The organism is Candidatus Wallbacteria bacterium (assembly GCA_028687545.1).
GTDB lineage: Bacteria > Muiribacteriota > JAQTZZ01 > JAQTZZ01 > JAQTZZ01 > JAQTZZ01.
On sequence record JAQTZZ010000003.1, the window covers coordinates 112,419 to 128,579 of the forward strand.

Sequence of the window (16,161 nt, forward strand, 5' to 3'; positions counted from 1 at the left end):
GGGAGAATTGCTTTATTGGCAGGGAAATGATTTTTCCGGCTTGTTTTGTTATTATTCTTCCATGTTTACTCCACTCCGCCTTTTTGTCTGCCTGAAACAGGTCCCTGACACTGCCGAGATTTCCATTGATCCTGTGACTGGAAGTCTGAAGCGCGAAGGCGTGGACTCGATCATCAGCCCTTTTGACATGCATGCATTGGAAGAAGCAGTGAGAATCAGGGAAGAGCATGGTGGAACTGTCACTGTAATTTCAATGGGTCCGCCGCAGGCTGCAGACGCCCTGGCTGAAGCGATCGCCAGAGGTGCCGACAATGCATACCTGATCACTGACAGAGCATTTGCCGGATCAGATACCTGGTGCACTTCCCTGATCCTTTCCAGGGCGATCGAGCACCTGGGCGGAGCAGACCTGATTTTCTGCGGCAAGCAGGCCATTGATGGCGATACCGCTCAGGTCGGGCCAGGCATTGCTGAGCATCTGGGAATTCCACAGATTGACTCAGTCAACAGAGTGGTAGCCCTGGGAAAAGATAAAATCACAGTTCAATCGTTATGCGGGAATGGCAGTGACACCATCCAGTCCGGACTGCCGCTTCTGATCACTGCTGTCAAAGAGCTCAACACGCCCAGACAGGCAAGTCTCGCGGACTGGAGCAGAGCACTGGTTTCAGAGATCAGGACTTTGGATGCTGCTACACTGGGATTCGAAACATCCCAGGTGGGATTGAGTGGTTCTCCGACCAGAGTCAGATCAATCAGGACTGTTGCCTATTCCAAGAAAACTGTTTTTCTGACAGGAAACACCGAAGAAATCTGCAGGCAGATTCTGGATCTGCTGAAAATAAAGAAGACCATTTCAAAGATCGACTATAATGTTCAGCGTTGCGCAGTAAACGACGCGAGACTGATTCTGGTAATCGGGGAATTGGATGCTGAAATCACAGCTCTGACCAGGGAACTGCTCTCAATCGCCGCAGTGCTGGCTGCTCAACGCTGCGCCAGAGTAGGAGTGATTTTCTGCGGGCATCAGCTGAACCTTCCGTTGAATGAGATACAGGCTGACTCGGTTTACCTGCTTGACGATCAGAAACTTTCAATTTTTGATGCCAGAGTACATTGTTCGGCCATTGCACAGCTATGCAAGTCCCTGCAGCCGGAAATCATCCTGGGTGGCGCGAGTTTTCAGGGCAGAGCACTGCTGCCCCGGATTTCCGTAAAGCTTCGTACAGGCCTGACTGCAGACTGCACTGAACTTGATCTCGACGAAAAAGGCCTGCTTCTTCAAATCAGACCTGCGCTGGGAGGGAATATTCTGGCCACCATTACCTGCGAGAGGCATAAACCGCAAATGGCTACTGTGAGAGCCGGTGTTTTCAAGCAGGTTAATCATTTTCCGGGTGGCTGCAAACCTGAAATTTTGACTCCTGCAGTTTTGATCGAGGAAGAGAGCGGATTCCGGATTATCAGACATGAAAGTTATTCATGTCCAGAAAAAGACTCAGGTCTGATGATTTCCGGAGGGATCGGAATCGGGTCCAGAGAAGCCTTTTCAGGTTTAAAAAAACTCGCTGAAATAACCGGAGCTTCGCTTGGTGCTTCCAGAGCTGCAGTAGACGCAGGCTGGATCGAATACAGGCATCAGGTCGGGCAGACTGGAAAGACAGTTCAGCCTGAGCATTATCTTTCCTTCGGAATTTCCGGCGCTGTGCAGCATCTGGTGGGGATGCAGTCTGCAGGCATTGTGATTTCAATTAATAAGGATCCTGCAGCTCCGATCTTTTCCATTTCCGACTATGCGGTAGTTGCAGACTGTTTTCCAATCATGGAAATTATGCTGAAAATGGTTGCTGCGGAAAAACTATGAGAAATGTTCTGTCTGCATTCTTCTATTCGGACCCCGCGAAATGTCCAATCATTGAAGGACAGGAAAAAATCAGCACTTCATATCTGAAATATTGCCTCGATGAATCCCGTCTGGACGGAACGATTCCGGACAGGATTTATTTCCCTGAAAATACGGAACAGACAGCACAAGCCCTTGCCGAGATATCCGCAAGAGGCGAATCGGTCACGATTTCGGGCGGCAGAACCGGGATCGTTGGCGGAGCTGTGAATCACGCTTTGAATATCCTTTCACTGGAAAGAAATACCCCGCTGGCTGTAAATCTGTCCAGCGACAGGAAGTTCACGGTAACAGCAGGTGCAGGAGCCAGACTAAGTGATCTTAATAATTTCCTGAAAAAGCGCTGCAGTTTTGCAGACGGAAATCTATTCTTTCCTGTTGATCCCACGGAGACGACGGCATCTTTGGGAGGAATGGCGGCAGCCAACGCGAGCGGCGCTCGAACTCTTTACTATGGCCCGTGCAGGGACTGGATCAACGGTCTGACTGTTGTATTGCAGGACGGTGCTGTGCTCAAGCTCAAGCGAGGAGAGTGTTTTTGTGTTGACGGAGAATTCATTCTGGAATCAGCTGGTTTCAAAAAGCACAGGCTTGAAGGGATCAAGCCTCCTGCCACCAAACATGTCGCCGGATATCTTCTGAATCGTGAGATGGATCTGATCGATCTTTTCATCGGGGGAGAAGGAACGCTGGGAGTAATCACAGAGCTGGAGCTCAAGCTTGCCCCTGCCTGGAAAAAATGCCTGTATTTATGTATTTTTGCTCCTGAGCGCTGTCTGGAGGCTCCTCTGGTGCATGACCTGAAAGAAATGAATCTTATTTCCCTGGAGTTCATGGACTCCGGTTCTTTGAAGATCCTCAAGGAATTCAAGCAGGAAATAGCAGCAGCCAGCTTTGTACCGGACTTCCCGTCAGATACAGCCAAGGTGTTTTATCTGGAGATCGGACTGGAACACGAAAGCGGGATTCCAGAACAAATATCCAGCCTGGAATCTATCCTTAAAGTGCACGGCATGGATCCCAGCCATACCTGGGCTGGATTTTCCAGACAGTACCAGGACGCCATGAAAAAGTTCCGTCATGCTTTGCCAGAGAGAATCAACAGTCTGATCTCCCGCCGCAAGCTTAAAAATCCGGACCTGACAAAAGTCGCTACAGACATGGCGGTTCCTGATGAAGCCTTATCCGAAATCATGAGCTGCTATTATCAGGAACTGGGAAAACTGGGACTCCAGTCCGCAGTATTCGGGCACATCGGGAACGGACACCTGCATGTCAACATTCTACCTGACTGTAAGGCGGATCTGCAGAAAGCCAAGGCTCTTTACCTGGAGTTTGCTGCCAAGGCAGTCTCACTAGGCGGAAGCGTGGCTGCTGAGCACGGCATCGGCAGGCTTAAAAAAAACCTGCTGGAAGTGCAGTATTCAAAGGCGGAATTGCAGGAAATGCGCAGTCTGAAAGAATTCTTTGACCCTGAATACAGGCTGAATCCGGGGGTGCTGTTTGACAAGCCGGTTTAGGGCGCTTTTACATACCAAGGAGTAGTGTCCTCCCCGGGATCAGTTGTAATCCTCAACTGGTTTGTTCCGTCAGACGCATTCATGGTGTAAATATCTGTGTTGCCGTTGCGGTCTGAGCTGAAAACGACCTTTTTTCCGTCAATGGAATAGCATGGAGACTGCTCATTGTAAGGTGAGTTGGTCAGGCAATTGGCATTGGTGCCGTCTGTGTTCATCGTATAGATCTGATATTTCCCGGAGCCATTGCCATTGGTGCAGTAGAGGATCTTACTCTCGTCAGTAGAATACATCGGTGTGACATTGTCGACCTTATTCGTGTAAGTGAGCTGAGTCTGGTTGCCGCCGCTTGAAGTCATAGTAAAGATCTCATTGCTGCCGTCACGGTCTGAACTGAAAACTATCATGGTTCCGCTCGGGGAAAATCTTGGAGTAGTATCATTGCCAGCGATGTTTGTGAGCTTGGTGGAACCTGTGCCGTCGGCGTTCATGGTAAAGATCTCCGGATTTACAGGCATTGTGATCACTGCTGAGACATAGGCGATCTTGGACCCGTCAAACGAATAAGCTCCCATGCCGTCGGCAGCACCCGGATTGTTGGTCATGTTCTGCTGGTTTGTGCCGTCAATGTTCATTTTAAAGAGCTCGTAGTTGTATGTGCCGAGATCTCTGGAAAAGATAATGCTGGTTCCGGCCCGCGAGACACAAGGCATCAGGTCGTTCTGAGTATTGTTCGTGAGCCTGGTCACATTGGTGCCGTCATCATTCATGATGTAGATCTCGAGATTGCTGGTGCCCCCGTCGCGGCTGGAACAAAAGACAATCCTTTCTTTGGCGACTGTGACGATTGTGACATTGAAATCCGCTGTAACTGTGACACCGCTTTCAACATAAGTGTTTCTCAATACTGCAGTCCCGGCAGATGACGGGGCTTCGTAGTTTCCCGCAATGATGGCGCCGTTACCGTTTACAAGCTTCCAGGTTCCTGTGGTCACGACTTTGGTCGAACCGTCAGAATAAACTGCAGTGACAGTGATATTGCTCAGCGCATATTTGGAATTAATCTGAACCTCTGTCGAATTCGGAGTGAGCGTCAAACCCACCAGCTTGAAATTGTTGACTGCAAACACAATCGATTCTCCTGGAGTGCCGTCTGCCTTTCCATCATTAGGTAGAATTCTCACCCTTACGTTCGGTTCATTGGTCTTGATGTCCTGGAATGATCCCCAGGTGATTTTTTTACCTGTGCCTGGAGCGATCCCGGTTGTAGTGCCTGAGACGTTGTTGCTCTGTATGTAGTTTGTACCGCCATTCTTGGAGTAATAGAAAGTGATCTTGCAGGGGTCATTATCAGCATCCGTCAGGTTGTATGTAACTTCGATGCTGTCGGAATTCCCGCTTGTAGTAACAGTATTGACTGCTGGAGGAGTGTTTCCGTTGTTGACGGCAAACACGGCTGAATAACCGGGAACTCCGTCCACTTTTCCATCATTAGGCAGGACCATGATTTTAACATTCGGCTCATTGGTGGTGACGTCTGCTGTGGAATTCCAGGTAAAAGCGTGATTCGGACCTGGAGTAAGGTTCGTTGTCGGCCCGAAGACGCTGCCGCTCTGAGTATAAGTAGTACCGCCATCCTTACTGTATTTGAACACAATGCTGCATTTGTCATTCTCGGCATCTGCCAGGTCAAATGTAACCTGGATGCTCCCTGAGTTTCCGACTACATTGACATTGCTGGATACAGGCGGGTTGTTGAGCGGACCGCCGTTCAGCACCTGGAACACTCCTGATTCTCCGGCAGTGCCGTCCTGAACTCCATCGTTGGGCAGTATCTTGACTTTGACATTGATCTCATTAGTGGCAATGTCCAGGTTGGATTTCCAGCCGATGGTTTTCCCGGTTCCTGGTACAATGCCGGTGGTTGCACCGTTCAAATTGTTGCTCAGGACATAGGTCGTGCCGCCATTCTTGGAAAAATAGAATTTAATGCTGCAGGCATTGTTTTCATTGTCTGCCAGATTGTAGGAAATCGTGATCTCTCCGCTGTTGCCCTGATTCGATACGCTGGTGGCCACCGGAGGACTGTTGTTCAGCGTGGTGACAAGCAGCACCTGCGAAGGAACGCCTTCTGTTCCGACCCCATTTACAGCAGTGACGGTGATTTGATATTGAGTGTTTGGATTCAGGCCGGTAATTACGACTTCGTTAGAATTTCCTACAGTGGAATAGAGGACGCCGTTAACATAGACTTTGTAGCCTGTAGCACCGGTCACAGAATTCCAGTCGAGAGTAAACGAATTTCCGGTAATATTTGAGGAAGCGAGTCCAGTCGGTGGAGGCAGCAGGGTTCTGACTGTCAGGACAGCTTTGTCACCCTCGCTGCTGGCGGTCAGGCCGCAGACCTCCATCCTGTATGAAGTGTCCGGCTGCAGGCCTGAAATGCTCTTGGAAAGGGCGTTCAGATTCTGGACCACCAGAACTCCGTCCCGGTAGATATTGTATCCGGTCGCGCTGGCGACAGCGTTCCAGCTCAAAGTAAAGGATGAGTCGGTCAGCATGCTGGCTGCGAGACCAGCAGGAGGTGCCAGTCTGGTCAGGACTGTGATGGGAGAGGACTTGGCTGATTCTCCATACGTGTTCGACGCCGTGACCTGTACATTATAGGAAGTATTGGCGGTAAGCCCGGTCAGGGACGCATTGGCAAAGACCAGATCCGACATGGTCAGGACATTGTCAAGGTAAACCGAGTATTTCGTAGCTCCAGTGGACTTGTTCCAGGCCAGTTTGAACCCGCTCGAGGTCACTTCAGTGGCAGCAAGTCCGGTAGGCGGTTCGGGCGGAAAATGCTGTTCAGGCAGAGTCTTTACATTGATCTCGGCTTTCTGGCTCTCACCATTGCTGTTCACAGCTGAAACAGCCATCACATAGGTTGTATCAGCAGTGAGTCCGTTGACTTCCTTGGAGGTTCCTGCGACATTGTCGGCCAGCAGAGAGTTGTTTTTATAGATCTTGTAGTACAGAGCTTTGTCCACCGGATTCCAGTTGAGCATGAAACTGGCAGTAGTGATATTGAGAGCGGCTAGACCGGTCGGGGCTCCGGGTGGATTGGCGCCTGGAGTCCTCACGATGAAAGGCGATGAAAGGGAGCTTTCTCCCCGCTGGTTTTCTGAACTCACCTGCATCACATAATTGACTTCCTTGGTCAGACCCGTGATATTAAGCAGATTGTCAAAAACGAAGGCTTTGTATAACTTCCCGTCTTTGTAAACCCTGTATTTATCCGCTCCCGGTGTTTTATACCAGATAAGCTTAAAACTGGTGGTGGTAAGGTCATCCGCTTTGAGTACAGTCGGTACTCCAGGCAGCTCGGTCAGGACGAGGCCCCCGATCTCTTTCCCCTGGCAGCCGGAAAAAACGGCAATAAAAACCGTCAAAACGGCCATTATCGATAGAAAAACACTGAAATCAATTTTTTTCATAACAAAAAAGGGCGCTCTCGCAGACTTTGGAGGCTCTTTGAAATAGATTCGGCAGAAGAGATGATTTATTTACGACCTGTGTTAAACCTTCCTGCCCCGCCTCAGGATGTCAAGCACCCTGTCGTGAGGTATCGAAGGGCAGAAACGGCCTGAACGTCCGTCCATGCCGTTTGAGCAGAAAATTGCGTTCAAAACAGCTTCTTCGGTAGCTTCGATCACTGCTTCGTAAAAAGAATTGATCTGGGAAATGCTCAGGAATTTCATTGTCTGATAATGGCTCTTACCCCTGGCCTCCCGGTAAAAACGGTTACCCGTGGAAAAGGCGATGATGATTTCACCGCTGGTAGTGGCTGCGTGTGAACCTACCCGGCCCAGCCCTAAGGCAGCCCTCTTGCAGATCCGGTTGAGCTGTCCGGCGATCAGTGGAGCGTCGGTGGCGATTACCACGATGATCGACCCATAGCTGTAGTTTCGCCGGATCTCCTGTTCGTATAGTTTGTCCAATTCCCTTCCGACTACCGCTCCATCGATGGTCAGGTTGCGCATGTTGCCGAAATTCGAAAGCACCAGTACACCGATAGTGTAGCCCCCTTCCTCGATGGGGAGCATCCGCGAACTGCTGCCGATGCCGCCTGCGAAATCGAATGTGGTCATACCGGTTCCCGCTCCGATCGAGCCCTGAATCACAGGGCCGCCTTTAGCCCGGTTGAGAGCTCTGATTGCGTCGTTGGGAGTAGTGCGCTTGACCCGCACATCGTGCAGGAATGAGTCATCAGTTTCTCCGACTACGGGTATGATCACATCTGAAATCGTGCCAAGCCCGGAATATTTAGAAGTCATATACGATACTATTCCTGTATGAACTTCACCTACAGACATGGTGTTGGTGAGCACAATCGGGGATTCGATCCATCCCCATTCCATCACCTGGTTGAGACCGATCATTTCACCGATTCCATTGAGCACGAAACCGCCTGCCACAAACGGATGTTCATAGATGTTGCCTTCAGTAGGAAGAATTGCAGTCACACCAGTCCGGACAGAAGTGAGTTCAGCTGAACCCGGAATTTCCACATTGTCCTCGACATAGGTCAAATGCCCTACCTTCACACCCTTGACATCAGTGATGGCATTGAATTTACCGGTCGGAAAGATTCCGATTTCAAGTCCCAGTTCCCTGACTGTAGATCTGGGAGGAAGCAGTTTGCGCGCCTTGAATGGCGGTTTGGGGCTGTATGTGAAATAAATCTTGTAGCGCTGTTTTGCGGACTGGATGATGGATCTGATCACAAAGCGGAAGTCCATCCCTTTGCTTAGAAAATATTTATAATATTCACTTTCCGGAAAGAGTGAAGGCATGGGATTGAAATTTACGAAATAAAGTTCTCCCTCATCATTTCTGATGAAGATTATTTCGCCGAAATCGCTTGCAGCCAGGGATTTGAAGATATCCACGGCCAAAGTATTCAGACGGGGTTCCAGTTCCGTGAGGTCAGGCAGTTTCTTCTTACGCCCGCTGGACAGCTCCGAGAAATTGATGGCTGTAATTGCCTTTTCCATTCCTTCGATCACCAGCACCCGGATTTTCCTGCCTCTGATGAATGACTCCAGCACAAGACCTTCGGGATGCCTGCTGAGCATGCGTCTGATCTTTTCCCGGTATTTTTTGGGGTTATCCACTAAAATGTCTCTCTTGATGTCTGGAGCGAGGTCCAGTTTATGAGGCTTGATCAAAACCGGAAAATCGATTTCCCCCCTGATCTTCTGCCCCGGGTCCTTGACGTAGAGTGTATCAGGGACAAGGACTTTGTGGCTGCTGGAGATGCTCTGAAAAAGGAAGCTGGAAAAACTGATGTGAAAAGTATTGGAATTGCTGCCGATGTAAGGAATACCCTGCTGTTCAAACAGGGAAGGATAAAAAGCCATCTGGGTCTTATTGCGATTCCCGTCGGCCAGGTTGAAAATCATGTCCGGCTCGGTGGAGAGAATTTTCTCGGCAATGAAGTCGGGTTTCCCGGAAACTTCGATTGGCACAGGTGTGTCACCCAGTTCCCTGATCACAGTGGAAATTTCATCAATGAATATTTCTTCATAGTCTTTTCTGAATTGAGGTGAATCTTCGCGAGGGAGATTATATGCAACAGCGATTCTCATGAGAACTCCTTGGTGATGCAAATTGCTGCGTTGGTATAATATTCTTCTATTAATTCGAGTTTTGCAAGTGCCGGGAACCAGTTCTGAAAGTGGCAGTAGTATTTCTCAAAAAACCAAAAAAATTATTGCTTTTTTTCACCCGATAAATTAGCCTCATTATCAAAACAGAGCAGTGGAGAAAAAGAATTGTGAAGATAGGCATGACCTATGATCTCAAGGATGATTATGTTGCAGAAGGCTGGAGCGACGAAGATGCAGCCGAATTCGACAGTGTTGAGACTGTCGAGGCCATTGACGCCTCTCTCAAGAAACTTGGACATAAAACTGACAGGATAGGACATTTCAAATCACTGGTAAACAGACTGGCCCGCGGTGACAGATGGGATCTTGTTTTCAACATTGCAGAAGGCATTTACGGAGTGGGCAGGGAAGCCCAGGTCCCGGCGATTCTCGATGCCTACCAGATACCCTACACTTTTTCCGACACTGTGATCATGGCTCTGACCCTGCAGAAAGCCCTCACCAAGTGGGTGGTGCAGGATCTGGGAGTTCCTACTCCCGATTTTGTGGTGGTCAGAAAACTCCTGGACATAACTCAGGTAAACCTGGCTTACCCGCTTTTTGCGAAACCTGTGGCTGAAGGAACAGGGAAAGGGGTTACCTCTAAATCCAAAATCGCTGATAAAAAAGAACTGACCACTGCCTGCCGCGAACTGCTGGAGCGCTTCAAGCAGCCTGTACTGATCGAACGCTACCTGCCTGGTCGTGAATTCACTGTGGTGGTGGTTGGAACAGGCAGCAATTCCCAGGCCCTCGGAGTGATGGAGATCATCCTGAAACCCGTAGCCGAACAGAACGCATATTCCTACCTTAATAAGGAAAATTACAAGGAAGTTGTGGAATATGAATTTCCTGAGGATGAAGTGGCTGAAGCGGCCAAGAAACTCGCTGTGCAGGTGCATGTCGGGCTGAACTGCAGGGATTCTTCCAGATCCGATTTCCGGATGGACGAGCACGGAAATCTTCAGTTCATGGAAATCAACCCGATCGCCGGTCTGCATCCTGTAAATTCGGATATGCCGATCATCTGCAACCATTATGGCATAGATTTCGACACTTTGATCAAAATCATCCTGGATTCGGCGATGGAGCGAGTCGTCAAGTGAGGAAGCAGGAGAAACTTTCCGCGCTTATCATTTACAACGAACCAGGAAATGACGCTGCTCTAGATGACAAAGATACACTTGTGCAGGTGGAACATGTTTCCAAAGCCCTGACAGGTCTTGGAGTCAGAAATGCCTGCCGGGTATTTTCACTTGATTTTCCGGATTTTTCCAGGGAAATCACCAGGGAAAAACCTGATTTCGTGTTTAATCTGGTGGAATCTCTGGAAAACCGTGACAGCCTGGCTTACATTGTACCGGAGTTCCTGGAAATCCTGGAAATTCCTTACACTGGAGCCAGTTCCCAGAGCATGTACCTCTGCGGCAACAAACTGCTGATCAAGAAAATTCTCCTCTGCTCTAATATCCCGGCTCCTTCCTGTTTCTGCCTGACTGATCCGATGCTGCAGCACTTCCGAAAAGGAAGCTATATCTTGAAATCCGTATCTGAACATGCTTCCAGTTCGATCACAGACAATTCCATACTCGATGTCACTGATGCAGACATACTCAGAGGCACTCTGCTGGAACTCAGAAATAGTAAACATACCGAATATTTCGCTGAGCAGTATATTCCCGGGCGTGAATTCAGCATCTCCCTGATCGGTGATTTCGAGACTGTAGACTGCTTACCAGTGGTGGAACTGCGCTTCCACAAATATCCGGACGGCAAACCTGAGATTTACTCATATCAGGCAAAATGGGATGAAACTTCCTTCGAATATCAGCATGTTGAGCGTTTGTTCGAACATCCCAAGTCTGATCTCCCCCTGATTGCCAGGATCAAGAAGCTTGCCAGATCATGCTGGACGGCTTTTCATCTTAAAGGCTATGCCAGAATGGATTTCAGGGTGGATGTGCGCAACCGGCCCTGGCTGATCGATATCAACGTCAATCCCTGCATTTCTCCTGACAGCACATTTTTCACCGCTTGTGAACAGGCCGGTTATTCTTATCAGGACATGGTGAAAAAGATAGTTAAGATGGCGGTCAGCAGGTCCATTTTTTAAAAAAATATTGCTTTTTATAGATTTGCTTTATAATAAATCCCATCCTTTCAGGAGGGAGTAAAATGGAAAAGTGTGAAATCTGCGGAAAGAAGATGATCCTCTGCAAAGAATGTGAAACAGAGTATTGCCTTGACTGCGATGGCGGGAACAAAACGACCTGCGCTTACTGCCTTGAGGATGATGAAGACGATGATGAAGACAATGACGACGAATAGCTGAAAAATCCCGATCACAACTCACAAAAAACACTCCTGAAAAGGGGTGTTTTTATTTATCCTGCATCAATATTTATCCAGCAGTGCCTGGAATCCTGATTGCTCGGCAAGCGGCTCCAGGTCAATGTCTTGCTTGAAATACTGCAGCAACTCTTCAGTGTGGCGCTTCTTAGCCAGGAACAGGGCTTTTTCCAGATTTTTCAAAGCTTCTTCCGGTCGACCTGCTCTGGATAGTGCGCAGGCAAAGTCATATAGTATTTTCTCATTCTCGCTGCCGGTCAGTTCCACGGCCCTCCGGTATTTTTCAGCAGCTTTTCCGAATTCCCCGAATTCCATGTAGAAAGAACCGAATTCGCAATATATGGAGCTGTCTTCATGGAGAAACGAGATTTTTTTTGCCATCTTTTCTTCAAAGAAGTGGAACAGTTTTCCTGAAAATACCTTCCAGGCCTCCTCTCCATCCGAGAATTTCCCCTGGCTGTCGACCAGGATATAATAAGGCAGTGTTTTCAATCCATATTGCCTTGAAACAGGAGAATCCCAGTCAATTTCTTTGTGAGCTTTCCGGTCGATATTTACAATTGTGATGTAAACGCCGTGGTTTCCCGCCCCGTAATCCCTGATGAAATTCATCATGTTCTGGCACTTTTCGCTTTTGGGGCTGTAAAACATGAAAAAGCAGTCCTGCCCCCTGCGTGAAAGTGTGCTGACTTCAATTGTCGTCCCGAAAGATACTTCATTGATTGTTTTATTTTCCTGACAAAAGGCCTGACCAGTCGTGAGCAATCCGGAAAGCAGCAAGCTAATCAGAATTTTCATCTTCCAACCTCGCTAAATCAGAAACCAGCTTTGATTAATTTATAGCATATCCCGGGCAATCCGCGAAAGAATATCCTTCACACCAGGAGTCATCATGGCCAGAACTTTCCTGTTGGAGTGAAAGATGGTAATATATGGTTGCATTACAAAACGGAGGTAAAGATGGATTTTCCTGCAGAACTGAAGAATTTTCTCGACCAGGATGGCAAACTGAAGCAGTGGCCCACCAAGCGCAGCCTGCAGCTTTTAGCCCTGAATCATCTGTATACACAGTTCGAAGTCGGCAAAAAATATGCGGAATCTGAAGTCAACCAGATCCTCAGGAACAGCCATACTTTTGAAAACCCGGCTCTCCTGCGCAGGGACATGATTGACGCCAAGCTTCTATACAGGACGAAAGACTGCAAGGAATACTGGATAGAAAAGAAAGAAACTGAAGCCAAGACTTAGTGCACATGAATCAGCAGGGATTCGATAGTCTTTTTTCTTTGATCGAGAAAATATTTTTCAGAAATCAAATCTGGTCCTGGAAGTTTCTGGGCAACTCTTTTTCCAGCTATGCGATTGCAGTCCTGACTTTACTGTTTGCTTTTTCCTGCATGCGTTTCGTGAAGAATTTCTTTCTGCGGCGGCTTAAATTCCTGGCTTCAGCCGGAAAACTCCGAGCTGAAAGCATCATTCCCAAGCTGGTGGAAAAGTATCTTTTTCCTTTGCTCTATTATCTGGCATTTTACTTTGCCGTGAATGAACTTGACCTGAGCGTAGCCATTAAAAAACTTGTGGACTGGTTTGGCCTGATCTTTGTGATTGTCCAGACCACGAGATTCGCCATCTGCGTGACTGTCTATTTCCTGGAAGAGCACTGGTTCAAGCAGGAGGGCTCGCGAATCTCTCCCACTACCTCGGCAGGTATCACAGGAACAGTCAGACTGATTTTCTGGATTCTCTGCTCTACCATCATCCTCGACAACCTGGGTTTCAGCCTTACCACCATTCTTGCCGGTATGGGCATCGGAGGCATGGCGATCGCTCTGGCTTCCCAGCATATCCTGAATGATCTCTTCAATTATTTCGTGATTTTTTTCGATCGGCCTTTCGAGGAAGGTGATTTCATAATGGTCGGAGAATCACAGGGTACAGTCCGCGAAATCGGGATTAAAACCACCCGCCTGGAAAGCGTCAGCGGGGAACAGATAGTGTTTTCCAATTCAGACCTGACAGGCAGCAGGATCAGAAATTACCATAAAATGGTGCGCCGCCGCGTCTCTTTCGATCTGACTGTCGCTCATGGCATACCCACGACCAAATTGAAGGCCATCCCTGAAATTGTGAAACGGATCATTTCCGGAACCCAAAGCGTGGATTTTGATTACTGTTTTTTCGGGGAAATCACTGAAAACGGCCTTAAATTCGAAGCAGCCTACTATCTGAATGCCAGGGATTTTTCCGCACATGCCGAAGCCAGGCAGAAAATCAATCTGGGGATCACAGAAGAGTTTGAACGTGAAAAAATCAACCTGGCACTTCCCACCAGGATCATAATCCTGGATAAATCTGAAACCGCTTGAAGAAGACTATTTTTCTGATATTCTTCCTCTCCGGTCTCTCAGCCCTGATTTATGAAGTTGTCTGGTTCAGGGTTTTTGCCCGTGTGCTGGGAAACTCCACATACTCATCCACAGTCACAATCACAGCCTTCATGCTGGGAATGGCGCTAGGCAGCGGAATTCTAGGAAAAATTTCCCGTAAATGGGCGAAACCGCTTTGGGCTTATGCGGGCTGCGAGGCTTTCCTGGCGTTCTATTCGCTGGTGTTCCCATCTCTTGTCAGGCTGCTGGACTACACCTATCTCATTTTTCACCCTGCTTTCAATTCCTCTCACTCAGGCCTCATCTTTCTCAGATTTATCCTCTCCCTGGCCTTCCTGCTCCCCCCTGCTTTTGCCATGGGCGCTACATTGCCTTTAGTCGGGCGCTATCTTTCGTCCGGTTCCAAGGATTTTAAGTCCGATCTGGCTTTGCTGTATTCCTGCAATACTGCAGGAGCTGCCCTGGGTGGCGCAATGACTGGTTTTGTCCTGATCCCGTTTCTGGGTATCAGGCTCAGCATGCTGACAGCCGCCCTTGTAAACCTGCTGATCGCAGCCTGGGCCTTCGCCAATGGCAGAATCGAACTTGCCGCTTTAGTAAATCCGGACCAGGAATCTTCCTCTTCTGCATTGATCCTGCGGAATCCATTTCCGGCTTTGATATTGTTCGTAACAAGCATCGCCTGCATGATCCTGGAAATCGCACTGATCCGCGCCCTCTCACTTGTATTCGGATCATCAGTCTATGCATTTTCTCTCACAGTGTCAGTGTTCATAGCCTCGCTGGCCTTCGGAAGCTACAGAGCAAGGATCCTTGCCAGAAACAGCGGAAAAGCACTGCTTTTCCTGCTCTATTCCGGCACAGCCTCGATCTTTCTGCTCCCGATACTGATCTATCTCCTGCCCCCGATGGTGATCATGCTGTTCCGGCTGTTCGGCCTGATCGGATACGGCTGGTTCCTGGTCTGGCAGATACTGCTCACCTTTTTCATCATCGTTTTGCCGGGATTCTGCCTGGGCGGTGTTTTCCCTCTGACAGTGGCGGAGTATTGCACAGGCAAAAGGAATACAGGGGAATCTCTTGGTTTCCTGTATGCCCTGGCCACTGCTGGTGACGTGATCGGCACGCTTGCTTCCGGATTTGTTTTTTTGCCTCTGATCGGCATGCAGAACACAATCAATCTGAGCGGAATGCTGCTCTGGATGACAGGTTTTTTTTACTTCAGAAAAAAACAGCTGAACTCAACCCTCCCTCTTTTCCTGATCCCCTTGCTGTTCCCCATGTTTTATCCAGCCTGGGACATCAAATTGCTCAATTCGGCAGTGTACTATCGGCCTGAGCGATTCCTGCAGACACCTGGCTCAACTTTCCAGCCGTCAGATCACCGGTCTGATCAGAAGGCAGCATATGTTCTACCCGAGCTTCTGTTTAAAGAGGAGGGAGTGGAAGCTGAAGTAACAGTCATCAGGCATCAGGGTGTGACCAGCCTTGCCATCAACGGCAAGGTGGACGCCTCGGACGGCTTGGACATGGGCACTCAGGTGATGCTGGGTCATCTGCCGTTTTTGTTTGGGGGAAGTCACAAGAATGTTCTGGTGATAGGCTGGGGAAGCGGAGTTACTGCATATTCAGCGTCACTCTGGGACCCTGAAAAAAACACGGCAGTGGAGATCTGCGAGGAAGTGGTCCAGGCTTCACGTCTGTTCAACCATATCAATCACGGCATCCTGGATCACAAGAACCTGAGGATGGTGATAGACGACGGTCGTAACTTTCTTGCTGCCACGCCTGAAAAATACGACATCATTATCTCAGAGCCTACTAATTTCTGGATCGCAGGCATCGGCAGCCTCTTTACCAGGGAATTCTTCGAAAGCGCCAGGGGTCATTTGAAAGAAGGAGGCCTGATCTGTCAGTGGTTTCATTGCTATGACACATCCCCTGAAATGTTGAAGATCGCGCTCAGAACCTTCAGCGGAGTCTTTCCCGAGGCCCGGGGTTACTCCTTCAGCGTCAATGATCTGCTGGTTGTAAGCGGAAAAGGGGATCTTGATCCAGTCTCCCTGAACAGGGCTTTCCAAGTACCTGAAATCAGGGAACAGCTTTCCAGATTATCGCTCAATTCACCGGAAGATATTCTGAGAGGCGAACTGCTGAATTCGGAAAAGTTGAGGGCTTATTGCGAATCAGGCCCGATCAATACAGACGATCATCCTCTGCTCGAATTCCTGGCTCCATACAGTCTTTTCACCCCTGATCAGGAAATCATAGAAGGCATCAGGAAAGGCCAGTTGTAAATCACCCGGTTT

11 protein-coding genes are annotated in these 16,161 nt (G+C 48.8%); 8 read left to right on the forward strand and 3 right to left on the reverse strand.

All coding sequences use genetic code 11. The features are described 5' to 3' along the window. The first annotated feature begins 61 nt into the window (after positions 1 to 61). Together PHW04_02295 and PHW04_02300 are read left to right on the forward strand one after the other, a co-directional pair. Positions 62 to 1,864 (forward strand): FAD-binding protein, encoded by a 1,803-nt coding sequence (locus tag PHW04_02295; protein MDD2714704.1) that lies wholly within the window; start codon positions 62 to 64, stop codon positions 1,862 to 1,864. Beyond that, complete coding sequence (locus PHW04_02300; protein MDD2714705.1) at positions 1,861 to 3,423, forward strand: FAD-binding oxidoreductase; 1,563 nt, start codon at positions 1,861 to 1,863, stop codon at positions 3,421 to 3,423. Before PHW04_02295 ends, PHW04_02300 begins: the two co-directional genes overlap by 4 nt. Here PHW04_02300 and PHW04_02305 read toward each other — a convergent pair. Both PHW04_02305 and PHW04_02310 read right to left on the reverse strand, forming a co-directional pair. Then, positions 3,420 to 6,902, reverse strand: a complete 3,483-nt coding sequence (locus PHW04_02305) for a fibronectin type III domain-containing protein (protein ID MDD2714706.1) — start codon at positions 6,900 to 6,902, stop codon at positions 3,420 to 3,422. The two genes, PHW04_02300 and PHW04_02305, sit on opposite strands and share 4 nt — an antisense overlap. An 81-nt stretch (positions 6,903 to 6,983) precedes the next feature. Next, complete coding sequence (locus PHW04_02310; protein MDD2714707.1) at positions 6,984 to 9,056, reverse strand: P1 family peptidase; 2,073 nt, start codon at positions 9,054 to 9,056, stop codon at positions 6,984 to 6,986. 188 nt (positions 9,057 to 9,244) lie between these two features. Between PHW04_02310 and PHW04_02315 the strand changes: the two genes are divergently transcribed. From PHW04_02315 to PHW04_02325, 3 genes are all read left to right on the forward strand, one after another. Then, positions 9,245 to 10,222 carry an ATP-grasp domain-containing protein gene (locus PHW04_02315; protein ID MDD2714708.1) on the forward strand — a complete coding sequence of 326 codons (978 nt, stop codon included), beginning with the start codon at positions 9,245 to 9,247 and terminating at the stop codon, positions 10,220 to 10,222. Beyond that, complete coding sequence (locus tag PHW04_02320; protein ID MDD2714709.1) at positions 10,219 to 11,229, forward strand: hypothetical protein; 1,011 nt, start codon at positions 10,219 to 10,221, stop codon at positions 11,227 to 11,229. The genes PHW04_02315 and PHW04_02320 overlap by 4 nt, the downstream gene beginning before the upstream one ends. A 62-nt stretch (positions 11,230 to 11,291) precedes the next feature. After that, positions 11,292 to 11,444: a hypothetical protein gene (locus tag PHW04_02325; protein ID MDD2714710.1), complete on the forward strand. Its 153-nt coding sequence runs from the start codon at positions 11,292 to 11,294 to the stop codon at positions 11,442 to 11,444. A 66-nt stretch (positions 11,445 to 11,510) separates the two neighbouring features. Here PHW04_02325 and PHW04_02330 read toward each other — a convergent pair whose 3' ends face one another. Next, positions 11,511 to 12,263 carry a tetratricopeptide repeat protein gene (locus tag PHW04_02330; protein ID MDD2714711.1) on the reverse strand — a complete coding sequence of 251 codons (753 nt, stop codon included), beginning with the start codon at positions 12,261 to 12,263 and terminating at the stop codon, positions 11,511 to 11,513. A 162-nt stretch (positions 12,264 to 12,425) separates the two neighbouring features. Between PHW04_02330 and PHW04_02335 the strand changes: the two genes are divergently transcribed. Genes PHW04_02335 through PHW04_02345 form a run of 3 tightly spaced genes read left to right on the forward strand, consistent with a single transcriptional unit; the run spans position 12,426 to position 16,149 of the window. After that, positions 12,426 to 12,713, forward strand: a complete 288-nt coding sequence (locus tag PHW04_02335; GenBank protein ID MDD2714712.1) for a DUF2087 domain-containing protein — start codon at positions 12,426 to 12,428, stop codon at positions 12,711 to 12,713. A gap of 38 nt (positions 12,714 to 12,751) precedes the next feature. Further along, complete coding sequence (locus PHW04_02340; protein ID MDD2714713.1) at positions 12,752 to 13,831, forward strand: mechanosensitive ion channel; 1,080 nt, start codon at positions 12,752 to 12,754, stop codon at positions 13,829 to 13,831. Further along, a complete protein-coding gene (locus PHW04_02345; protein ID MDD2714714.1) occupies positions 13,828 to 16,149 on the forward strand; it encodes a fused MFS/spermidine synthase in 2,322 nt (773 codons plus the stop codon). The genes PHW04_02340 and PHW04_02345 overlap by 4 nt, the downstream gene beginning before the upstream one ends. Positions 16,150 to 16,161 lie beyond the last annotated feature (12 nt).